Genomic DNA, 22,006 nt, shown 5'->3' on the forward strand with positions numbered 1-22,006 from the left:
AAAACAGCACAAATAAAGCGATACATTCAAACAATATTTCAAGGGCTGGCTTCATTTTATTCAGCCTTGCCCTTGCCACCCCTTAAGTCAATGACATTGCCACCTTGGGGCGTAAGAAATACTTGAAGCCATCTCAAAATAATTTGTACTTTCGTTGCGAAAGGAGTGGGTACATCTCTCTTCGCTTCGGTGCGGGCTTTCAGGCCCTTTTGCACAGGCGCTCACAGAGTTGCACCCACGCCTAATTTGGCTCGTCAAAAATAGGGCGAGTTTTTATATTTTTGAGATGGTTTTTAGTTCAGAAAAAGAAAAAGGGGCGATGAACGCCCCTTTAAATTACATTAGGTATAATTTGTTAATCTATTTTAATTCAATTAGATAGAGGCCACTTTTTCCGGGGAGGACGAGGTCAACGTCGCCGTCGTCGTCAATGTCGGTAAGAGCGGGATTTAACCCGAAGCCTACGGTTCCGCCCTCATGGATGGTGTTGCGTTTCCAATCTTTTTTCGCGGAATCATACTCATACGCATAGACGCAAAGCGGGTCGTCCGCACCTGGATCGTTGCCGTTGTGAGCGCGAAAGCGCTTTCCAGTGACGAGGTATTTTTTGCCGTTTTGTTTGAGATCAACCATGCGGATGTAGTGCGCTTGCGACCAGGATTTGTCAATCTCATGCTTCGTCCAGGTGCGTTTTCCGTCTTGAAGAGATTGCTCGAACCAATAGAGCCCGTAGTCGTGGCCCATACCCCAAACCACGTCATTGAGGCCGTCGCCGTTCACGTCATGCACTTCGATAGGGACGCTGGCGGTGCCGAGTTCAAATTCGCCGAACCAGGTCCATTCCATCGTTTCGCCGTTCATTTTGCCTTTGTACCAGCCATGCGGGGTGACGAGGTCGGTGACGCCGTCTTTATCGAGGTCGCCATAGCCGAGGCCGTGACCTGCGCCTTGTTTGCCTGCTTCGCGCTTGATCCAGGCGGCTTTTTTGGGGGCTTTTTCATACCACGCGACGGCGGTACTGATGTTGGGCAGAAAGTCGGCTTCGCCATCCTGGTTGATATCGACTTCCAGTCCAGTTTCCATGTTGCCCGGGGTATCAATTGAGTGTACCGCCCACTCATCGCAGCAAGAGCCGGGATTTTCGCGCCAGAAAACACTTTGGCTGAACCAGGTGCATGATACCAAGTCGATGTCGCCATCGCCGTCAACGTCTTGCATGGTATGAGCAAAGTCGTCGTAATATTCGTGTTGTTCCTCAAGGCTGGCGAATTTGTGTTTTTCCCATTTGGGCGCTTCATACCAAAATTCACCGCAGAGAATATCTTTCTTACCGTCACCGTTTACGTCGGCGACGCCTGCGGCTTCAAATTTTGAGTCGGCATTAATGGTTTGTACGCTCCATTCCAATGCGCTTTCGGCGGCGGGTACAATAGAGATTGATGCGATTGCGGCGAATAAAGCCATAGCAAAACGTTTCATTTGATATTCCTCCTGGATAGAAAAGCACCTTATTTTACGAAGAATCCGTTCCAATTGCTATGCGCCGGACGCAGCCCCGCCGCTGGTGAGTTGGTGTAGTTGTTCTTCAATAAAAACGGCGAGTTGGTCGATGGAAGCTCGAATGCCGTCTGCGCGCGGGCTGCGTAGGAAGAAGGCGCTCCATTGCGCTTGGCGCGCGTGCGCTTGCGCTTTGCGCAGAAGGTGAAGATCGAGCGTTAAAACGGCCAGTTTGGCTTCTGCTCGCGCCAAGGTATCTAAGTAAGCGAAATTGCGCGGGTCTTTGGCGACGGCGCGTTCTGCCAGTTTGACTGCGGCGCCATACGCGGCCTGTTTTTCTTGATTGCTATCCATGAAGTCGGCGCGAAGGATATTGACCATGGCTGCGATATTCTCACGGTAATCGCGTACGGTCGCTTCCTGGTTCAACGAAGACGCCTGGCGCAGCAAGTGTTCGCATTCCATCAATAAGTCCTGATCGCCTTCCTGCGTGTATTGATACAGGGCGCTATCAGCATAGACGATGCTAAGCAGCCAGTCTTCATGCGCGTTTGCGCGTAGAGATTCCGGGGCTTGGCTGACGGCCCGTTGGCGCAAGGCGCGTTCGAGTATCTGTATAACGCGCGCGGTCCGTTGGTCCGCCTGGATTTCTGTATTGCGTTGCAAGATGGTCTGGCGGATGAATTCGGTGGGGAAACGCGCTGATTGTTCAAGCCAGATATAACAGAACGCCACCAGGATGGCGCTGCCGACCAATGGCCAGAATTTGCGCCAGGAAAAAGCGATCAATGGCTTACGCTTTTTTGATGCGCGCCAGGAAGTTTCCTTGACGATTTTGATGGTGCTTAAGGCAAATATCGTGATGATGGCGACGCAACCCGCCAACCAGCCGATTTTGCGGTAGTGCTTAATATCCAGTTCGATTGAGATGAATAGCACATAGAGAGTAATCAAACAGAGAATGGCGAACGAAAGAAAATAGAAGGTGCCGTACGAGTGGAGTGAGTCGCGCCGCCGGATGTGATAGATGCTGGAAACCGACAACAATAGCGCTAGGCACAAACTCAAACATCCAACCAGCCCATACCAGAACACCGGCGCGGAAAGCGTTGTGAGGTTCGCCAGCCCAACGACTTGCGCGGTCAGTAAATCCAAACGGGAAAATGAATAGGAAAATCCAAACCCAAACGCGGCGCCCGCAAACAACGATAACGGGAACGGCATGAGCGGAAAACCATCATGAGAAGAAGCGGGGGATGATTCTGCGCGATGGATAATCTTTTGATGGTTGCGCCGGGTCAACCATGCAGCGAACAGCGACGCGCCCAGAAATGACAGCGGGCCGATGAGAAAGATGCGGATTAATTCACTGATGATTTCACCGTACGTCAGATAACTGAGATCGACGGTTTCCGGCAGGATGAATGCAAGGTTTTGAACGCCCAACAATACGCCGCTCAACAGGGCGATGATAAAACCGAGCGAGAGGTGGTCGGTGTAATCGCTTGGGTTCAGCCAGTCGGCGAAGCGGGTGTACATACTTTGCACGGTGCGTTCCATGAAACCGCGCCCGCGTGGGATGAATTCGATCCCTGGCGGGATATACGCGCGAAAGCGCCCCCATAACGGCGCCGTATCCGTGTCCGGCCCGCGCAGCGAACGCCGCGCCGCTTCGACCGCGCCGACGATGGTTGGCGTCAGATGGGGCGTTTGCAAAGACTGGTCAATACAAAGGGATTGATAAAAGCGCCGCGCCGCCAAAATGGGTTTGTCGTTATCTTCAATCTCGGCTTGATACCCCAAGACGCACAATCCCAGGTCATGCAGGCCGGACGCGAAACCCGCCGAGTAGCGGCCCCGGCTGGAAGAACCGCATGCGTTTAAAAAGAATATGGCTGGAATCTTGTTCTTTGGCGCACTTTCCTGGACGGAAGTCAGTAGTGTTCTCAGCCGCGAGACCGAAACATAATCAGGATCACCCTTATCATCCTCAAAACATAAACACGGCTCGTCATCCACCATCACGCCGTGGCCGATGAAATGCAGAATGGTTTTGGGACCGCCTTGAGACGAACGCAACGCGGCGTCTAATTGCGCAACCGTTTTGACGCCTCCGGGGCGCCGCCGCGATAGAGAAGGCCAAATTCGGATCAGGCCGCCTGACCAATCCTGTAAGGAACGCAGCATCTCAATTTCTTCTACGCTATGCGGCAAAGATGGCAAGCCGATTTTTTGCAGCGCCTCTTCATTTCCCGTTGCGAAGGGCGTCGCCAGAATGACGCCCCAAGTGGAGACATCAATTTTCTGCTTGTTGATCGACTCGCTGTCGCGGGTATGAGAGCGAATGATTTGCAGCCCATAGCGCCAACTGAGGTAGGTTTCGCCGTCGTGTAAGAGTTCCCAGGGCAAATCCTCTAACGCAAGACAGCGCTCTTTGGCGTCGTGAGAGGGAATCGGAAATTGCAACACCAGCGCCCGGTCGGATTCGTCGTCTTGTAAATTGGCGAATGTGTGGATTAACGTCTTTTGGGCTTCCGCGCCAAGCAATTCGTATAAACGCCTACCTGTTTCTTGCGCCTGACGGTCCCAAGCGCCAAACCATGCGCCGGATGATACGTCTTTGGTTTGCAACGGGAGGTTGCCCGCGCCGGTAAACCGCCGGGTGGGCCAGGCAAACTGCAATGAGATGTGCTTGCCGGTCTGATAATAAAAGTCGACCGCCAAACCGCCGTCATTTTCATGCGGTTCGCCAAAACTCCAATTGAGCCGAATTTCTCCCATAGGGTTCTTGTCCGTTTTGGTTCACAATACAGATCAATTCAAGATAAGCATAGCCAAATCAAGGCTTGCTGCCTATGCAATCGTTTATCTTTCTTGTCGTAAAACGACTTGTTCGTAAGTCATTTTAGCTAAATGGTTTTGTTATGCGATACCATAATCACATAAGATGATGAAAAATGTTTCAATTGAGAGGGGACGGATGATGAATACCTTTAATTATAAAATGTGGTTCCTCCCCATGTGGATGGCCGTATTCGCTTTGGTCGCTCCCGCGTTTGTTGCGGCGGAGGATACGCCAGACCCGCCGCGAGTCGCGCGCATTTCAGCCATTGAAGGCAGCGCGTCGCTCTGGACGGACGATGAAAACGAATGGCAGGCGGTAGACGTGAATTCGCCCGTCTTGGGTGGAGACCGCGTCTATGCAGGCGTTGGCTCTCTGGTTGAAATTCAACTGGGGGACGATGTTTTTGTCCGGCTGAACGAACAAACCTATATTTCGCTTCCCTATTTAGAAGAAGATTTTGTTCGCATCGAAGTGGAACAGGGCAGCGTCAATGTGAACGCCAAAGAAACCGAATATGACCGCCCGCCGCTTGAGGTGATGGCTTCGACGTTTTTAGCGACGATGGATGAACCCGCTAATGTGCGTTTTGACGTTCAACCGACTGGAGCGGAAATTGCCGTCCAGCGCGGACGCTTGAACGTCAACATAGACAAAGAGCGCTTCATTCGGGTTGAGCGCGGTGAAAAACTGATTGCGCCGAGAGCTGACCCGGACACCTACACCAAAATGCCAATCAGTCCGGCGGACGCTTTTGATAAATGGGTGGATATTCGCGATGCGGCGACAGCAACCATCTCGCGTGAGCCGCAGGTTTCAACGCGCATCTCCGGCTACCAGGACCTCGACCGATATGGTGAATGGGTCAATGTTCCAACCTACGGGACCGTGTGGCGCCCGGCGACGTCAACCGTAGACTGGGCGCCGTATCGTGAAGGGTATTGGACTTGGCGTTATCGTCATGGTTGGGTGTGGGTGTCGTATGAGCCGTGGGGATGGGCGCCGTACCACTATGGCCGTTGGGTGCATACAAACCGGTATAACTGGGTGTGGACGCCGCATTACGCCGCGTACGTTGGGCCGAGTTATCATTACCGCCGTCCTTACTGGTATCCCGCGTTGGTTTCGTTTACCTATGCAGACCGGGGCGACTATTTCCGCTTCTCAGTTGGCGGTGGGCGTAGTTACTACAACGATTCCATCGGTTGGTTCCCGCTTGGGTATAACGATCCCTACTACTGGAATTGGGGATACTATAACAATCACCATCGCAATCATTATTACTATGACGATTATCATCGCGGCTTCCATCGTCGCGGCGGCAACACCTTTATCAACAATGGAAACATCGTCATCAATGACTATGATTATGATAATTACCAAGTGAAGAATGCGGTCACTGTTATGCCGCGCAAAGATTTCACCGCCAGCGTGTATGATCGCAAAACTGGGGTGACGGTGCAGACCTCCGCAAGGCGCGCGGTTGCGCTGGGCGAGAACGCGATGAATAGCGTCCCCGATGTCCGCGCGGTGCGGACGGAAACGCAAAAGACGAAATTGGCGATGAAAAATTCAAGCCAGCCGTTGACTTCGCCGTCGCGGGTTGTTTCAGACCGTAGTTTTATGTCGAGTTCAAAACCGCGCAGCATTACGACTGATGACGCCAAACCGGTTGCGATGACGACGACCAAGCCCGCCCGTCTGCGTGACGCGGAAACGCCGCGAATGAAAATGAGCAACCCGGCGATTGATGAAAAACGGGTGAAAGTCGCGCAGCGGTCGACCGTCGATGTGAAGACAATACGCCAGTCGCAAGCCGCGTCGCCCAGTCGAAGCGGACAAGCAGCGGGGCGCGTTGAAACCTCGCCGTCGCGGACGGTTTCGCCTGACAGAACCACATCGCCAAATCGAAACCCATCTACGGTTGCTCCGCAAACCCGCAGCCGAATTTCGGCGCCGTCTGTTTCAACGCCAGGCGAACGCTCTAGCCGCTCGGTGACGAAGCCAAACAGCCCATCCAGAGTTGGGCAGCCGCAAGAGCGTTCGGTTCAACAAGCGCCGTCGACAGTGAAAGAGCGCTCTTCGCGCGCACAAGAACTGCGTTCGCGACGGACGGTCACACCGCCAAATTCACAGGCGGCGCGCAATCGTCAACGCGTGACCGAACCGAGCATGAGCATGAATTGGTCGGAAGCGGCCCGCAACCGGAGTTATTCGATTAATTCAAGGTCGCGTTATGAGTCCGAATCGGGTTCCCGCGCCATCACGCCGCCGGTGCGCGTACAGGCGCCGCGCAATTCGGGCAGCGTAACTTCGACGCCGAGGACGTATAATTTGCAGGGCCGGGGAGCATACTCTGTCTCGCCGTCTCGATCTGAAGCGAATTCAAACGTGAGAGTGTATAACCGAAGCGGGCAGTCTTCCGAACCAAGCCGCAGCATCCCGCAGAGAGAGACTTCGGTGCGGCGTTCCAATATTCAAACTTTCTCGCCGGAGGCCAGTCCGCAGAGGTCGACTTCCAGGCGTTCTTCTTCGCCGTCGGTTTCATCGCCGCGCTCGAGTGAGCGGTCTTACAACGTCTCGCCGTCACGGTCGTCATCGAACCGTTCGAGTTCCGTGTCGCCGTCGCGCAGTTCCAATTCGAGTAGTCGGATGAACAGCCCATCGGTTTCTCGCTCGCAACCCAGCCGTTCGATTTCTCCGTCGCGTTCGTCCAGTTCATCAAGCCGTTTGAGCAGCCCGTCGGTTTCGCCTTCGCGTTCGAGCGTTGGAACCTCTCGCGCATCGCAAATGCGAAGCAGCTCTCCTACGCGATCCAGCGGCCCGACATCCAGCGCCGCCGCATCGAGAGCAAGAAGACCGTAGTATGACTCAATCAATATTCATATTGGCCCGAATCTACGTAGTGAGTGGATTCGGGTTTTTGGTGTATAAGAAAAAGCCCGCAGAGACATCCCCAAGCCTCGCCAACCAAATGAGTTGACTTACTCGATAGTCGTTCGGTGTTTCTCTAAAATTTTGTCGATAGCGGTTAAATCATTTTCGCTGATTTCCGTATTGCCTGCTTTGACGTTTTCCAGCGCTTGATCTGCATTTCGCGCACCCGCCAAGACGTGAGTGACGCCGGGTTGAGCGATTGTCCAAGCGAGAACCAATTGGGCGATGGTTAATTCATAGTGTTCGGCAATCGGTTGGAACTCGTTCAACATCGCCAGAACGCGCGCGCGATTTTCTGTGCTGAAACGAGAGCGCACTAGCCGGACGTCTCCCTCTTTCAATTTGCGCTCCGGTGTTAGTTTGCCTGTCAGCAGCCCCATCGCCATTGGTGAGTACGCGAGAAGCGCGATGTTATTTTCCATGCAATGCGGCAGTTGGTCTTCTTTGATTTCAGGGTCCAACATGCTGAATTTTTCCTGATCGCAATCTAACGGGCCGGCGCTGGCGTATTGCTTCATTCGCTCTGCGTCGCAATTGCTTACGCCGATGGCGCGAATTTTTCCCTCGCGCTTGAGGTCTTGTAATGTCGCCATTGTTTCTTCAGCGGGGATTGTTGGGTCTTGCCAATGGGTTTGGTAGAGATCAATGCAATCAATGTTGAGCCGCGCCAAACTTTGTTCGACTTCCCAACGGATCGAATCGGCGGCCAAGTGACGGTTCACCGATTTGCCTTCAAGATCAAAAAAGTGTTCGCCTTTGTCAAAATCCCAACGTAGGCCGCACTTGGTCGCGATGACGACTTGGTCGCGTCGGCCTTCGATGGCTTTGCCGACGAGAGTTTCAGAGACGCCGAAACCATAAACGGCGGCGGTGTCGATACAGTTGACGCCGTTGTCGATGGCGGCGCGAATCGCATCAATCGACGCGGCTTCATCGGTTCCGCCCCACCAGGTACCGCCGATGGCCCATGTGCCCAATACGATTACGCTGGCTTCAATGCCGGACTGTCCTAATGTGCGACGCTTCATGGATATCTTCTCCTAATGGGTCAATTTATTTTTGGGTTTGCGTTGCTCCATCGTTATACTGTATAGTAACTCAGCAAAATAATATTTTACGTTTGGAGCACTCAAAAATGGTTCGTAATTTCTTTTCTGTATTTGTTGTATTAATTTTATGCGCAATGCTGCTTTCTCCAAGTGCATTCACCGCAGAAGATACGCCGCCGCTGTTGGGCGAAATCGCCCCGGATATTCAAACCAAAACAATCGAAAACAAAGATTTTAAGATGAAAGACCTGAGAGGCAAATTGGTCTTGGTTGATTTTTGGGCGACATGGTGCCCGCCGTGTAAGGCGGAGTTGCCCCACTTGAGAGAGATATATGCTAAGTACCATAAAAAAGGCCTGGAAATCGTAAGCATCTCTGCGGAAAGCGTCAATACAATTCAGCCTTTCGCAAAAGCCAAAAAAATGGATTGGATTCATATCAGCGATACGCACAAACGGCTGTTAGCGAAATATAGCGTTGAGTCTTATCCATCGCCTTTTTTAATTGGGCCTGATGGTAAGCTGCTTGAGAAACATGTTCCATTGCGGTTGCATTTTCTCGAGAAAACGATTGAAGAACATATCGGCAAAGTAGACCCCAAAGTATTAAAAAAAGAAGACGCTGCTGAGTAAATGAAAGCAAGCGCGTCGCATCCTCAATTGAACACTGCAACGCCGCGGCGAAAGTCGCGGCGTTTATTGCGTTGGGGCGTGGGAGGATGCCTTGTACTGTTTGCGATTTGGATGTTTCAGCCCATTGATGTGTTGTTAAATTATGTATTGGTGTATGAAACGCCAATGAAAAACGTCGATGCAATTTTTATAACGCAACTGGGTGAAACTAAAACAGCGGCGGATTTATTCCACAATGGCAGCGTGAAGCGAATATTGATTTTGCACGGCCCAAGCCCGGAGTACCGTGAGGCGGACCCGCCCATTTCTCCGCATACCTTTATTCGGGATGAGTTGCTCAAACAATTGACGCCTGCACACGCGATTGCGCACCTGCCGTATCAAGCCACCAACGCCGTAGACTCACACCGTCTTATACGTGAATGGGTGTTTGCGAACAACGTGAAATCCATTGTCGTTTTCCCGCCAAAATACCACTCGTTTTATAACAAGATGACCCATGAGCAAACCTTGGGATTTGAAGGAATCGAGTTGGTTGTCAGGCCTGTGGATGAGAACGGGATATGGCGCAAGCAAATTTTGAGTATAGAAAATTTGTTTATACGCATGGCTTGGTGGCGATTGGTGGATTTGCCGAAATTGCGCGCCGAATTCGGATATGGAAAACCGTTGACCGCCCTTTCGGAAGACGCCGCCTAAGGCATATTCATCGCAATTTCCGCATAGACCCGCGCTGTTTTAACCAATGAGTTCACATCGCAATGTTCTTTGTCGCCATGAAGTCCCGCGCCTTCAACGCCATAACCGATCGCCGGGCAATTGGCGTAATTCGTGAAAAAGTGCAAGTCAGTGAAAGCGCCGAACATTCGTAATTTTGCGCGTGAGCCATAGACGGTTGACGCTGCCTTCTGGGCGATTTTACAGAACGGATGTTTGGGATCGGTATATCCCGCATTAAACGCCATCGTATAGTTGATCGACGCGTCTAAGTTCTTGTCGCGCTTTATGGCGGATTGAAGCAATGCGTCATACTCGTTACTCAGTTCTTTTACATCTTCTTCCGCAAGCAGCCGACGGTCAAAGGTGAAATGAAACGAGTCTGGGATAATATTGACCTTGGAGCCGCCGCCCGATACGCCGCCCAGCGTAAGCGTCGGGTGTTTGGCTGCGGCGTTATTCATCATTTCGTTTGTTTTGCGTTGTTGATGTTGGGCGTGTAACTCACGAAAACTTTCGGCGAGTTTGACGCCGTGTTCAAAGGCGTTCACACCGGAAGCGGGGTTCGAGCCGTGCGCCGCTACGCCGCGAATATGGACATCGCCCCACAATACGCCGCGATGCCCGTAGGCAACTGTATCGCCGCTACCGCCTTCGCAGACAACGCAGGCGTCAGGCGAAACGATTTTTTCTTTAGTTAAATAGCCAACGCCGCAGGCGCCGCCGATTTCTTCATCAGCGGTAAAAGAGAGTTCGATGTTCCAGGGCGGTTGGACGCCTTCGGCTTGTATGGCCTTCACGGCGAAAATTGAGGCCGCCAAACAGCCTTTCATGTCTTCCGTCCCTCTGCCGTACAAACGCGTACTTTTCAATACGGGCCGGAACGGGTCCGTTTTCCAATTAGGCGAGGCGGGCACTACATCGTAATGGCTATTGAAATGCAGCGTGCGATCCGCGCCGACGTCCCAAAGGGCGATCACGTTATAGCGCGGGTAGCCGAGCGTTTCTTTCGGAGCGTATTTCTCTTGGTATGCGTTCGGGACGCGCAACATGCGCACGTTCATCCCCATGTCTTCGACTACGTCTTTCAGAAAACCCGCACAGGCTTTGAAGTCTCGCCCCGGAGGATTTTCCGTCGGAAACGAACAGATCGCCTGAGTTAGATCAATAATTCCGCTTCGGCGCTCTTTCAAATATTTCAACATTCCATCTGTGCGAGTGGTCAACGGTTTTAGATTCATGATTGACTTCCATTGCGTTCGGTTTCTCTTTCGCGAAGCAGCCATAAGCGGGGGTATAGAAACAACAACGAAAAAATTAACAAAAGCGCCGTCGTGCTGAGTGAGCATCCATAATAATAGAGTTTTGGGAAATACTGAAACTCAATTTCATGCGTCCCGGCGCTCACTTGGACGGCCATGAGTGCATGATTGGCGCGGTAGACGGTGAGTGGTTTTCCATCTTGCGTCGCCGTCCAATGAGGTGAATAGCCTTCGGCGACTGCGAGTATCGCGTCGAAATCCGCCTGAATATCAAGCGTGAAAGAATCCGAGTGGTTTCGGTTGTATTCAATGGTTGCGTTGCCTTGCAGCCGTTGCGAGTTGGCGGCGCGTTCCGGCGCGGGGCCGTCGTTTTTATCAAAGAAGACGGGCAGCGGTTGATCGTGCGGCCATTCATTCATTTGCTCAATCATGGTTTCGATGCGCTCATATTCAATCGGAGAACGGCTTAAGTACGCCATGCCGGGACATGTTTCATTCTTCCAAACTGAGACTTCGGCTGCATCGGTGATTCGCGGCAGCGTGTTTTGAGATGCGTCGGCAAATACGCCGTAAACCAGCAAAGAAATATTAGATGTTGTGAGTTCGATGGAAACGGCGTCTATCGCCTGGTTGGTCTGTACGGGGTATATCGCCTCATACTGCCGCGCTTTGAGGTATCCAAACCGGGAGGGAATTGGAAACCAGCGATATTCTGTTGCCGGGCGGTGCGCCGCTGTATCCGGCCCATATTGGACGAACTGGTCGGCAACGTCGACGCCGATGCGAACCGGAAACGTCTGTACGGTTTGCGATGCGCTGAGAAGATGGACGCGGCCAATCTGCGCGCCTTGTTGCAGTCGCCCCGCGCCGACCGTGACCCAACGCAATAACAGGCTCTCGATCCGTTGCGGTTGTTGAAGCGAGGTTTCTACCCGGCTTGGTTCATCAATCGCCACTTGTCCTTGATAGAGCGTCAGCGTGTTGGGGCGGCCCACGATTGCGCCGACGCCGAGCATATCCAACATGCGCGGCGGCAGCGTCTTAAAGCGGATATTACGGTCGGGGTGGACGATCTCTGAGTGACCCGCCCAAGCGCGAGTGAGTTCGGCATACTGTTTTGGAATTAACGGGTCATAGCCTTGAGCGTCATATACTTGAAAGACTTCATTGAGCCGGGGGGAGATCACGGGACGGACGTAACGCATACGGATGTCCATTCCACTGTCGAGAGTTGGGTCAAACCCGCACATCCGCGCGAACGGTTGAGCGCTTTGCCAATCATGGATCGCCCGGGCGGTGCGCGGCGCTTGCATGTATGTCGAAGGCGTTGTTTCTAAAAATAAGCGTTGCGTGTATTGCGCCGATTGCGCGGCAATGAGCAGTACCAAAATGGATAGGCATACGTTGGGTTTGATCCAATTTCTCGCCATGCACGCAATTACAAGCAGCGTGAGGCCGATCCATAAACAACAGGTGAATAGCGCCCAGGCTCCATCGCTGTAGGCGCCGGGCTGAAAGGGTTGCGTTAATCCAGAATGAACCAGAGTCGAAAACAACGTGGGGTTGCTCCACGCTGCGCACAGCCAGATGGCGGACGCGATCAAACCGCCCGTCAACAGCACAACGCTGCGGCGGGGAGAGGGGGACATATTTAACAACGCTTCCGCGCCGAAGCCTGCAAAAATTGGCAGGGCCATTGCCGCCATCAATAAGGACCGGTTGGGTAGATTGAGTGCGTTCCAACCGAGCAGCCATTGATACATCAGGGGGTAGAGAACCCCTTGCCTGCCTGCGGTCAATAATGCGGCGAAGATAACGGCGAAAGTCAGCGGCCAACGCAATTGGCGCGGCATCGTCTTCCAGCCAATCGGCAAAAGCAAGAGCGCGGTTGCGCCGATGTAGCAGGTTCCTTCCCAAGGGTCGAGACGGGAAATACCCGGCTGGCTTAATCCGCCGATAAAGCACTTCCATAAATCCGCAAGAGGAATTGACCCTGCTAGCGCCTCATGTAATCCCAACTCGGTGCGTACGGTGGCAGGCAGATTGAACAGAGCGGGGATGAGCATCCCGCAGGATAATAACAGCGCTGTCAAAACCATTGCGGCGTACATAGACAATGAACGACCAAGAGATCGCGTGTTGAAGGAAGTGAACCCAATATGCAAAATGAAAGACAATAGCAGTAGGTACGCTGCTGTATGTGGAACGCCCGCTAAGATTGTCATGGAGAGAAACAAACTTGCGACCATCAGTGGAATATAAGAACCGCGTTGCAGCGCCAATAAATTAAAATAGAGAAACGCCGGCGCCCAGGCGGCGCCTTCGAGAATGCCCAGGTTTGTGATTTTACATCGCCAGTAGGTGTTCAATAAAAACGCGGACGCGCCGAAGAGCGCAGCCAGCGGCGACAGGCGAAGCCCGCGCAACAACAAATACATGCCAATTCCGCCCAGCGCATAATGAGCAATGATTAAAATAGGAAACGCCGTTTGCGCGGGCAACAACATCGCGATCCAGGCGGGCCAATAGAGCAGCTGCGCTTGCGGATTGGCGTCGCGGGGGAACCCGCAGAATTGGTAGGGGTTCCATAAGCCAACATCCGCATCGCCTTGCATTGCAACCTGGGGATAGAAAAACAGCAGGGAATCAGAGTCCAGCGGCAGTTGCCCTAAAAATGCAATGGACGAATTACAGAGCATCGCGATTGCAATCAACAGCAAGACGCTGACGGCGTCAAAGCGTTGCCAACGGGGAACTTCACAGATTGGCGGGTTCGCCATGCTTTTTTGAACTCCATGTAAAAGGTCGATGGTTATATATCAGTTCTATCGCCCGTTGTCATCGGGTGGAGCCTGGCGCATCAACCTTTGTTCCTTCGATTTTCATCTGGATAACGATATGCTCCAAACATCATAACGTGAGAGAAAAAAATCTGCAGCGGCAATGCAGCAGCGCATGATAATGACGAAACAAAAGAGGGGCGTGCCAAAAGGCCCGTTTTGGAAATTTGCCTTTGTTGACTTGGCGATTGTTTTTCTTTCGCTCGGCGCCGCTTTTTCCATACACATCCGCGAGATTTCCACGCAAAACCTGAACGTCTATATTCAATTGCTGCCGCTGATTGTGATGATTCGCCTGACATCGTATTTCGCTTTCCGGTTATATGACTATAGCCGCCCCGTGACCCAATTTGATATTTTGTATATGACGTTTTGGGCGAACCTGGCCGCGCACGGCATCGAAAGTTTGTTAATTCTCTATACGGGGACGTATTTCTCTGACCGCGCCGTATTAGGATGGGCGCCGCTTCACACCCCGAACCCTGACGCCACCGCCTACCAAATATCACGAATCATTCTAGCGCTCAATTTCTTCAATAGCTGGTTGCTGTCGGCGTTGTGGCGCATGTTGTATTTATATCGCCGCTTGCGCTGGGGCTATGACCGCACCCGCTTATTAATCGTTGGCGCCGGGCCGTTAGGCGAGAGCGTCCATCGCGACATTGAGCAATACTCACGGCTTGGTCATCACGTCGTCGGTTTGGTGGATGATGATCTCGAACCGGGGTCGGACAATGCGCAGGTATTGGGAGTAATGAATGATCTTCCGCAGCTCGTTGAACGCGAAGAAATTGACGAAATTATTGTGACCAGTCGTCGGGCGACCCGCCAAACGATGCTAGAAATTCTTACTCAATGCCGTTCGACTGGGTGCAAGGTGTACTTACTGCCGGAACTCTATGAAGTCGCCATTGGGCAAGTTGAGATTGGACAAGTGGCGGGCATCCCGCTGATTACAGTCGGTATGGCGCCGTGGAGCGACTGGAAGCGTTTCGTGAAACGCAGCTTTGATCTGGTGTTTTCGATGATTGCTTTGATTGCGCTATTTCCCGTTTTATTGGTGACGGCGATTGCGATCACGCTTGACAGTCGCGGCCCGGTGTTCTATCAGCAAACCCGCGTTGGGCGCGACGGCGCGTTGTTCCGTATACTTAAATTCCGCACCATGCGGCAAGACGCGGAAACCAAAACCGGGCCGGTGCTCGCTGATGAAGAAGACCCGCGCGTTACCCGCATTGGGCGCATCTTGCGCCGCGTTCATCTGGATGAACTGCCGCAGTTGATTAATGTGTTTAAGGGAGAAATGAGTTTGGTGGGGCCTCGTCCTGAACGGCCTCATTTTGTTGAGAAATACCGCAAAGACATACCGTTATATCGCCTGCGGGAAAGTATTCGCCCCGGCATGACGGGCCTCGCGCAGATTCATGGATTTTACAAAACGCCGATGGAACACAAACTGCGTTACGACCTCGCTTACGTCAACAACATGACGTTTCTTCTCGACATCAAAATCATCTTCAATACCGTACGCGTATCGCTTTCCGGGCATGGGACAATTTGAATTGTGAACTCAATGATTGCGCGGGGAGGGCGAGTCTCCCGACGAGCCGCGAACTATCGAAATGTATGCTCTTTATTGCGGCTCACCAGGAGGTTCGCCCTCCCCAAAAATCACCACTACCATTGGTGGGTTAAGAACTTATCCTCCGTCTAAAATTTCGCAGCAGAGACACACCGAACCATGACGCAATCACCCCGGTGGAAACAGATCGACCGTCTTCTTTGTCTTGGATTTATTCTCTTCAACGGAACCCATCATCGCTTTATAAAAATCTTCGCCATACTCACGCGTTTTGACGACCACTGGCATTGGCGTGGCGTGTCCGAGGATGAGCGCCTGCTGTTTGCTGTCGAGCGACGCCAATACGTTGCGCAACGCCGCTGCCCCCGATACGCCAGTGAATACCGCATTGATATCTTTTTCATCGTTCAATAGCGCGGTCACGCGGGTTCCTAACTGGGAAAGTATTTCGTCGTCGATCCCCGAAGGCCGCTGATCGACCACCAGCAGCGAGACGAAATACTTACGCAATTCGCGCGCGATGGTTCCAAAAATTGTCTGGCGCGCAGCGGCGGGATTCAAAAACTTGTGCGCCTCTTCGATGGTAATCATCAGTGGGCGCGGGCGGTCTTCGAGTTTCTGCGTCGCCATATATTTTTCCGCCTGATTGACCCATGTCTCATGGATGCGGCGGCTGATCAGGTTCGCGACCAGCAGGTACGACAACATGCTGGAGACGCGGCCAAATTCGAGGTCAATGTTGCGCCCCTGTTGCAACTCTTGAATCAATCGCCGAACGCCGACGCGGTTGGATTTGACATGCTCCTCATCTTTGTGCGCTTTTTCTGTGACGAAGGGCAGGTTGCGCACCGCACTTAATTTTCGGTACAACGCCGCCAGGCTTTCTTTGTTGGCGCCGATCTCTTCGGCGAAGTCTTTCATTCCCGCCGGGTCTTGGTCGAGCAACTCGCTAAGCCATTTTTTCTTGAAGCGGTTGCGTAAGATGTAAGCCGTTTCGATGGCGGTAGTGTGCAGGTTGAGTTCATCCTGCAGCGGCGCGATGTCTTCAACGTCGATCTCGCTGAGGGGAATCTCAAGTTCCAGATCGACGCTGACGTTACGCGCGCGGGCGGATTCAGGATCAAGCGTGCAGATGAGCACCTGCTGCCCGAACAGGTTTTTGAGGCCCTTCACAAACGTGTCTTTGCCAGAGCCGGATTCCTTGCGCGTCTGCCAGCCGTATTCGCTGTGCATGTCAAAAATCAGGTTGACGGCTTTGTTGTTGCGGATAATGCCCGCAAGGATGAGCCGCGTTAAAAACGTCTTGCCCGTCCCGGTTTTTCCGAAGACGCCGTTCGAGCGTTCGATCAAACGGTCGAGGTCGAGGCACACTTCGATGTCGTCCATGTCGATGGGCGAGCCTAGGTTAAAGAAGCGCTTGCTCTCGTCTTCTTTGCCGAAAATTTTGTCGATATCAATAGATTGCGCGCTCCACACAGTCGAGAAGTGCACCGGGATGCTCTTGACCGGGCGCAAGTCTTCATCGCGCTTGATGGTTTCTTTTCGCTCGACCATCAGCATCGGTTTGAGCGAAAGCGTGGCGTAGGTGTGGTCGCCCGCTAATACGTCGCTGAGCAACGATTCCCGCGCGGGCGGATCGCGCAGGATCGACGCGCTGGAGGCGTCGAGGCGTACATCCGTTATCATCGAGAAGAAATCGAGTTGCTTGCCCTCGACCACGACGAACTTGCCCGCGCGCACTTCTTCGACCGAGACATCGGGGTCAAGCCGCATCTCAAGCCCATCGCTGAGCGAGCCGGAGGTGACCACGCCCAGGCGGTCCTCTTCATTACGGGGAGTCAGTTTTTCAGCCATTTATCCAGTCGCGCCATCATCCGGCGCAGGGTTTCGTAGTCGTCGCGGTAGAGTTGCGAAAGTTCTTTGCCGATCTTTACCGCTGCGGCTTTGTCGGTTTCGAATTCATCGCTTCGTTTGAGCGACGACAGTTCATCTTTTCGATTAACGCCACTCGCTTGAAGAAGGTTGATGCATACCTTCAGCAGCAATTCTTCGGACGACGCCCGGCCTGAATCATAGATCAGGCGAAAGAAGCCCAGGTCGGATGCGATTGTCTGCATGAGTTCATTGCCGCAATGCGCGACGCCCGCGTGCAGCCCCGGCGGGCGGCTGGGAAGCCCATATAAAAAGCGTCCATTGACGATTTCACCGATGAGAAGCGCTTGAAACTGCTTGCGCATCAGGGCGAACAATTGCGGATGCTGCGCGGGGAGTTGGTCTTCGGCGATTCCGGTCATGGCGGGCTTGCGATAGCCTTCGGGACCGACCACTTCGACGTTAAACACCACCGCGACGCAGCGGCTCGACTTGCCCGCGCACACCAGCGAGCCGAAGCCGGGGCCGTCAACTTTGAGTTTGCTTTGTCCGGTGATTTCGGTGGTGCTGGTTTGGATGATTTCGCCGATTATTTCGCTCATCAATTCGCCCATGTCGAGAATAGATGAACCAGTATGGCGCCATCCGATGATGCGGCAATCCCTGAGTTTGCGTCCGGCGTCTTGATTTCCCTCATGGCGGGGTTATGATTTCAATCGTTCTCAGGGGCTGTAGCTCAGCTGGGAGAGCGTCTGAATGGCATTCAGAAGGTCAGGGGTTCGATCCCCCTCAGCTCCACAAACCCTCCCCATCCCAGTGAAGTCTTTTCACCTTAACTGAAAATATACTTATTCCACTTAACAACCAAGGTAGGGTGGGATCGCGCCAGCAGCCTACCAAGTAATGTATCAATCGTTTGAAATGCCGGGTTAAGAACCCGGCCTGCAATGCTGGATTGCAATTTCATCAAAGATTGTCAATCTTTGTCAGTGCGGATACAATATTAAAAGATAGAGCGAAGGGTTTTCAATTATGCATGTATCCCTGACGGAACGGCTTGAAGAGTTCGTTAAAGAAAAAGTCGAGAGCGGACTTTATAACAACTCCAGCGAAGTGGTACGTGAGGCGCTGCGGCTTTTAGAGCAAGAAGACCAACTTCGCAAGATTAAACTCGAGCGGCTGCGTGATGCGATCCGCGTTGGCGACGAACAATTCGCTCGCGGTGAATTCAGCAACCGCACCATCGACGACATCATTGCCGATAATGAAGCCGCCGCAAAAAAATCCCGCAAATAAAATGTCTCCATACAGATTGGGTGGCAAGGGCAAGGCCGCGAAGCGGGCAGCCCTTGATAATTTTTCCCTCATCCTAACCTTCTCCCAGAGGGAGAAGGGATTTGGTTGTCACTCCACTTAGCGTTGGCGTCATTCACGAGCGCAGCAAAAGCAGCCCACCGGAATGAACTACACGACGCACAGACATGCAATGAAATAGAATATTGCACTTAGAACCGAAAAAAATGTCCGAATATGGTTCCAATTAGTCCAGGTGCGGCAGTATTCGAGCCAATAGGTCTCCGTTTCTTTGTCCTCAAAATTCATCGAATCTAATCGTTGATTCATTGGCACATTACAGACGCCTGTGACTAAAATTACGCCAAAGAAATAAGTAAGCCCTCCAGCAAGGGTCCACCAAAATTCATTGTGAGTCGCGTAGAAAAATGAAAAAATCATAAGTGAAAATGAATAAGGAACCATCCCCATCAACAAGACCATAAAAATGGAACGGTATACCTTCCGGTTGATGAGTTGCATACATTCAATGCCGGCAGCGGGATTGGCGGCGTCAAGCGATCGCATGATGAAATCGGAAAACGCTAAAAATATTCCCGCCACGAGTCCGCATGATAATGCGGCGATGCTGCATCCAATTAGTAATAAATGAGTCGTCATTTTTACGCTCCCAAGCACTTAAAATCAGCGTTATTTTGAGGCGATTGTAGGCCAAGGCCGCGAAGCGGGCTTCGCTTTGCTCGCGATGACGCGAATGGCAGTTTTTTTCTTCATTTGCAAAAAAGTCGTATTATGGTAGTTTTATATATACTTGCCCGCAATTGTTCCTGCGGCTATTTCGATTCATATTTGGTAAAGGGGCTATGAAAATTTTAAACTCATGTCGTGGATTTACATTGATTGAACTTTTGATTGTGGTGGCGATAATCGGCATCCTCGCGGCGATTGCGGTGCCTAATTTTCTGAATGCCCAAGTCCGCGCCAAACTCTCGCGCGTCTATGCCGACCAACAGGCGCTTTCAACCGCGATCCAGATGTATAGTTTCGATCATGGCCGCTCGCCGATTGGTTCACTTGAGGGCGTTTCGCTGGGAATCTATTCCGCCAATGATCGCCAGGCGCTCAAGGCGTTGACTACGCCGACAGCCTATATGGGCGCATTGCCCTTTGACCCATTTATGAAAGGCGCTGGCGGGACGCTCGATTCCGACACCAACCGGGCGTCATTTACCTACAACAGTATGGAAAACCCTGATTGGCGCGGCGGCAACTACCAAATGGCTTATGAAGCGGGCTATCGCTGGTATATGTTTTCGCCCGGCCCGGCGAATACTCAAGGCGCGCCTTGGCCAGACTATTTGCTGGCGTCAAATAACGCCCGCTACAGTGGTCAGCCCGAAGACCCCAAAGACCGCGTTTACAAAGCAAGCAACGGTATCTCGTCACAGGGGTGGATTATCCGCTCCAGCGCGGGGCAGTATGAATAAATCTGGTTCATCCGGTAAGTGAGTACTTGCATTGATGGATGGTCATGATTTTGATTACGAAAACGTATCCCGGCGTATCAATAATTGAAAAACCAATTCAGGCATGGGTGCAACTCTGGGAGCGCCTGTGCATAAGGGTCTGAAAGCCCGCACTGAAGCGAGCAGAGTTGTACCCATGCCACATGCGATGAAACCTCAATTCAATTTATAAAAAAGCACTCAATTTACGGAAGAACCATATTACAATATGCTGCAAACAGTACCTATAATATGCGCTTGATGAAAAGACAACAAAAATATTACTGAATAAATCAGATTTAAAACGCTTCGTTTTTGGCGGCTAAGTGCTTTAATTTATTTAATACACAAAAACATTAATATATATTCGTTGAAACAACGCACACACTAAGGAACTGAAGATATGAGCGAAGCTCCAACCAGAAAAATCACACTCATTCCCGGCGACGGCATTGGCCCTGAAGTGGTCAACGCGGCGCGCAAGATCATCGAAGCCGCTGGCGTGAAAGTTGAATGGGAAGAATGCGAAGCCGGCGCTGTTGTCTTTAAAAAAGGCTTGGCCTCCGGCGTCCCCCAAGAAACCATCGATTCAATTCACCGAACGCGGGTCGCGCTGAAAGGGCCGCTGCAGACGCCCGTCGGCTATGGCGAGAAAAGCGCCAACGTCACCTTGCGCAAAATGTTTGAGACTTACGGCAACATCCGCCCGGTGCGCGAGATGCCCAGCGTGGCGACGCCCTTCGTCGGACACGACGTGGACGTAGTTGTCGTTCGCGAAAACGTCGAAGACCTCTACGCCGCCATTGAGCACATGCAAACCCCCGGCGTTGCGCAGGGGTTGAAACTCATCAGCCAAAAAGGCTCCGAAAAAATCATGCGGCTGGCGTTTGAATACGCCCGCTCGCAGGGCCGCAAACTGGTGCACTGCGCGACCAAAGCCAACATCATGAAACTCACCGAAGGCACGTTTAAGCGCGTTTTCGAACGGGTCGCGCCAGAATACCCCGACATCGAAGCGCAACACATCATTATTGATAACTGTGCGCACAAACTCACCATGCACCCGGGCCAGTTCGACATCATCGTCACCACCAACATGAACGGCGACATCCTTAGTGATTTGTCGTCTGCCTTGGTGGGCGGACTCGGCTTCGCGCCTTCAGCAAACATCGGCAACGAAGTCGCCATGTTTGAAGCCGTCCACGGCACCGCGCCCGACATCGCGGGCACTGGCAAAGCCAACCCGACCGCGCTGGTTCTTTCCGCGATCATGATGCTGCAACACATCGCCGAATTTGAGGCCGCTTCGCAAATCGAACACGCGTTGTTCGCCACGCTCGAAGAAGGCAACAAACTCACCAGTGACGTCATCGGTTCGCGCGGCGTCACCACCGACGAATTCACCGCCGCCATCATTGAGAACCTGGGCAAGAAGAGCACGAAAGTATCCGACCGCGAGTTTAAGCCCATTCTTTTGCCGCAAGTGACCCGCGACCCCGACATGGTCAAGGCAGAAAAACGCGAAGTCATCGGCGCTGACATCTTCATCGAAGAAGGCTGCACGGCGGGCGACCTGGGCGAAGACCTCAAAGCGCTGACGGTAGGAACGCCGTTGTTGCTCAAAATGATCTCAAACCGCGGTACGCAAGTCTTTCCGCTGACCGATAATTTAACCGACTGCGTCGATCACTGGCGCTGCCGCTTTTTGTTGGACAAAAAAATGGACGCCGATGAAGCCGACGGCGTCATTACTGATTTTCTGGTCCTCCTGCGCGGCAAACACCGCTGGATGCACGTCGAGAAGTTGCAGGTTTTTGACGGAGAAAACGCCTTCACCAAAGCGCAAGGCGAAGATTAATATAGACTGGCGAGTTTTTGATCGACCGTTAAAATTCCATTTAAGGATTGACACGGCGCGGCTGAAACTTACAATAAGGTAAATTGTCAGAAAGACAGTGAAGAGGAGTAGTAAGCGTCA

General features: G+C 52.4%; 15 protein-coding genes, 1 tRNA gene and 1 other annotated feature (1 of these 17 cut by a window edge). Of the genes, 8 read left to right on the forward strand and 8 right to left on the reverse strand.

The window, feature by feature from the left end; translation table 11 throughout:
- Positions 1 to 360: 360 nt before the first annotated feature.
- Positions 361 to 1,479, reverse strand: coding sequence for a VCBS repeat-containing protein (locus P9L94_12685; protein ID MDP8244935.1), 1,119 nt, complete (start codon positions 1,477 to 1,479; stop codon positions 361 to 363).
- Between the two features lie 57 nt (positions 1,480 to 1,536).
- The gene (locus tag P9L94_12690) at positions 1,537 to 4,278 is read right to left on the reverse strand and encodes a CHAT domain-containing protein (protein ID MDP8244936.1); all 2,742 of its coding nucleotides are present in this window, start codon (positions 4,276 to 4,278) and stop codon (positions 1,537 to 1,539) included.
- 199 nt (positions 4,279 to 4,477) lie between these two features.
- On the opposite strand from P9L94_12690, the gene P9L94_12695 reads away from it, so the two are divergent.
- Positions 4,478 to 7,204 (forward strand): hypothetical protein, encoded by a 2,727-nt coding sequence (locus tag P9L94_12695; protein MDP8244937.1) that lies wholly within the window; start codon positions 4,478 to 4,480, stop codon positions 7,202 to 7,204.
- A 119-nt stretch (positions 7,205 to 7,323) separates the two neighbouring features.
- Here the strand turns inward: P9L94_12695 and P9L94_12700 are convergent, their stop codons facing one another.
- Entirely contained in the window at positions 7,324 to 8,304 is a 981-nt protein-coding gene (locus tag P9L94_12700) for an aldo/keto reductase (GenBank protein ID MDP8244938.1), read from the reverse strand.
- Positions 8,305 to 8,411: 107 nt separating this feature from the next.
- Here P9L94_12700 and P9L94_12705 point away from each other — a divergent pair, with 107 nt between their 5' ends.
- Both P9L94_12705 and P9L94_12710 read left to right on the forward strand, forming a co-directional pair.
- Positions 8,412 to 8,957, forward strand: a complete 546-nt coding sequence (locus P9L94_12705; protein ID MDP8244939.1) for a TlpA disulfide reductase family protein — start codon at positions 8,412 to 8,414, stop codon at positions 8,955 to 8,957.
- Complete coding sequence (locus tag P9L94_12710; protein ID MDP8244940.1) at positions 8,958 to 9,656, forward strand: hypothetical protein; 699 nt, start codon at positions 8,958 to 8,960, stop codon at positions 9,654 to 9,656.
- On the opposite strand, the gene P9L94_12715 is transcribed toward P9L94_12710, so the two are convergent.
- Together P9L94_12715 and P9L94_12720 are read right to left on the reverse strand one after the other, a co-directional pair.
- A complete protein-coding gene (locus P9L94_12715) occupies positions 9,653 to 10,915 on the reverse strand; it encodes an ArgE/DapE family deacylase (protein MDP8244941.1) in 1,263 nt (420 codons plus the stop codon). The genes P9L94_12710 and P9L94_12715 overlap by 4 nt on opposite strands.
- The gene (locus P9L94_12720; GenBank protein ID MDP8244942.1) at positions 10,912 to 13,716 is read right to left on the reverse strand and encodes a YfhO family protein; all 2,805 of its coding nucleotides are present in this window, start codon (positions 13,714 to 13,716) and stop codon (positions 10,912 to 10,914) included. The genes P9L94_12715 and P9L94_12720 overlap by 4 nt, the downstream gene beginning before the upstream one ends.
- A 181-nt stretch (positions 13,717 to 13,897) precedes the next feature.
- On the opposite strand from P9L94_12720, the gene P9L94_12725 reads away from it, so the two are divergent.
- The gene (locus P9L94_12725) at positions 13,898 to 15,337 is read left to right on the forward strand and encodes a sugar transferase (protein MDP8244943.1); all 1,440 of its coding nucleotides are present in this window, start codon (positions 13,898 to 13,900) and stop codon (positions 15,335 to 15,337) included.
- A gap of 189 nt (positions 15,338 to 15,526) precedes the next feature.
- Here the strand turns inward: P9L94_12725 and P9L94_12730 are convergent, their stop codons facing one another.
- Both P9L94_12730 and P9L94_12735 read right to left on the reverse strand, forming a co-directional pair.
- On the reverse strand, positions 15,527 to 17,212 hold the full coding sequence (locus P9L94_12730; GenBank protein MDP8244944.1) for an ATP-binding protein: 1,686 nt from the start codon (positions 17,210 to 17,212) through the stop codon (positions 15,527 to 15,529).
- Complete coding sequence (locus P9L94_12735) at positions 17,197 to 17,832, reverse strand: hypothetical protein (protein MDP8244945.1); 636 nt, start codon at positions 17,830 to 17,832, stop codon at positions 17,197 to 17,199. Before P9L94_12735 ends, P9L94_12730 begins: the two co-directional genes overlap by 16 nt.
- A gap of 123 nt (positions 17,833 to 17,955) precedes the next feature.
- On the opposite strand from P9L94_12735, the gene P9L94_12740 reads away from it, so the two are divergent.
- Positions 17,956 to 18,028 (forward strand) — tRNA-Ala (locus P9L94_12740).
- A 234-nt stretch (positions 18,029 to 18,262) separates the two neighbouring features.
- Positions 18,263 to 18,526 carry a type II toxin-antitoxin system ParD family antitoxin gene (locus P9L94_12745; protein MDP8244946.1) on the forward strand — a complete coding sequence of 88 codons (264 nt, stop codon included), beginning with the start codon at positions 18,263 to 18,265 and terminating at the stop codon, positions 18,524 to 18,526.
- 168 nt (positions 18,527 to 18,694) lie between these two features.
- Here P9L94_12745 and P9L94_12750 read toward each other — a convergent pair whose 3' ends face one another.
- Positions 18,695 to 19,183: a DUF1772 domain-containing protein gene (locus P9L94_12750; protein MDP8244947.1), complete on the reverse strand. Its 489-nt coding sequence runs from the start codon at positions 19,181 to 19,183 to the stop codon at positions 18,695 to 18,697.
- 203 nt (positions 19,184 to 19,386) lie between these two features.
- On the opposite strand from P9L94_12750, the gene P9L94_12755 reads away from it, so the two are divergent.
- Positions 19,387 to 20,010: a prepilin-type N-terminal cleavage/methylation domain-containing protein gene (locus P9L94_12755; GenBank protein ID MDP8244948.1), complete on the forward strand. Its 624-nt coding sequence runs from the start codon at positions 19,387 to 19,389 to the stop codon at positions 20,008 to 20,010.
- A gap of 421 nt (positions 20,011 to 20,431) precedes the next feature.
- Complete coding sequence (locus tag P9L94_12760) at positions 20,432 to 21,886, forward strand: NADP-dependent isocitrate dehydrogenase (protein ID MDP8244949.1); 1,455 nt, start codon at positions 20,432 to 20,434, stop codon at positions 21,884 to 21,886.
- 88 nt (positions 21,887 to 21,974) lie between these two features.
- Positions 21,975 to 22,006, forward strand: a binding site (T-box leader) (it continues 204 nt past the right edge of the window).

It is taken from the genome of Candidatus Hinthialibacter antarcticus (assembly GCA_030765645.1).
Taxonomy (GTDB): Bacteria; Hinthialibacterota; Hinthialibacteria; order Hinthialibacterales; family Hinthialibacteraceae; genus Hinthialibacter; species Hinthialibacter antarcticus.

Bases quoted from the DNA above. Each gene is read 5' to 3' on its own strand.
- P9L94_12760 (MDP8244949.1), top strand. From the start codon at position 20,432: ATGAGCGAAGCTCCAACCAGAAAAATCACACTCATTCCCGGCGACGGC.
- P9L94_12720 (MDP8244942.1), bottom strand. From the start codon at position 13,716: ATGGCGAACCCGCCAATCTGTGAAGTTCCCCGTTGGCAACGCTTTGAC.
- P9L94_12750 (MDP8244947.1), bottom strand. From the start codon at position 19,183: ATGACGACTCATTTATTACTAATTGGATGCAGCATCGCCGCATTATCA.
- P9L94_12685 (MDP8244935.1), bottom strand. From the start codon at position 1,479: ATGAAACGTTTTGCTATGGCTTTATTCGCCGCAATCGCATCAATCTCT.
- P9L94_12695 (MDP8244937.1), top strand. From the start codon at position 4,478: ATGATGAATACCTTTAATTATAAAATGTGGTTCCTCCCCATGTGGATG.
- P9L94_12735 (MDP8244945.1), bottom strand. From the start codon at position 17,832: ATGAGCGAAATAATCGGCGAAATCATCCAAACCAGCACCACCGAAATC.
- P9L94_12710 (MDP8244940.1), top strand. From the start codon at position 8,958: ATGAAAGCAAGCGCGTCGCATCCTCAATTGAACACTGCAACGCCGCGG.
- P9L94_12745 (MDP8244946.1), top strand. From the start codon at position 18,263: ATGCATGTATCCCTGACGGAACGGCTTGAAGAGTTCGTTAAAGAAAAA.
- P9L94_12730 (MDP8244944.1), bottom strand. From the start codon at position 17,212: ATGGCTGAAAAACTGACTCCCCGTAATGAAGAGGACCGCCTGGGCGTG.
- P9L94_12690 (MDP8244936.1), bottom strand. From the start codon at position 4,278: ATGGGAGAAATTCGGCTCAATTGGAGTTTTGGCGAACCGCATGAAAAT.
- P9L94_12725 (MDP8244943.1), top strand. From the start codon at position 13,898: ATGACGAAACAAAAGAGGGGCGTGCCAAAAGGCCCGTTTTGGAAATTT.
- P9L94_12700 (MDP8244938.1), bottom strand. From the start codon at position 8,304: ATGAAGCGTCGCACATTAGGACAGTCCGGCATTGAAGCCAGCGTAATC.
- P9L94_12705 (MDP8244939.1), top strand. From the start codon at position 8,412: ATGGTTCGTAATTTCTTTTCTGTATTTGTTGTATTAATTTTATGCGCA.
- P9L94_12755 (MDP8244948.1), top strand. From the start codon at position 19,387: ATGAAAATTTTAAACTCATGTCGTGGATTTACATTGATTGAACTTTTG.
- P9L94_12715 (MDP8244941.1), bottom strand. From the start codon at position 10,915: ATGAATCTAAAACCGTTGACCACTCGCACAGATGGAATGTTGAAATAT.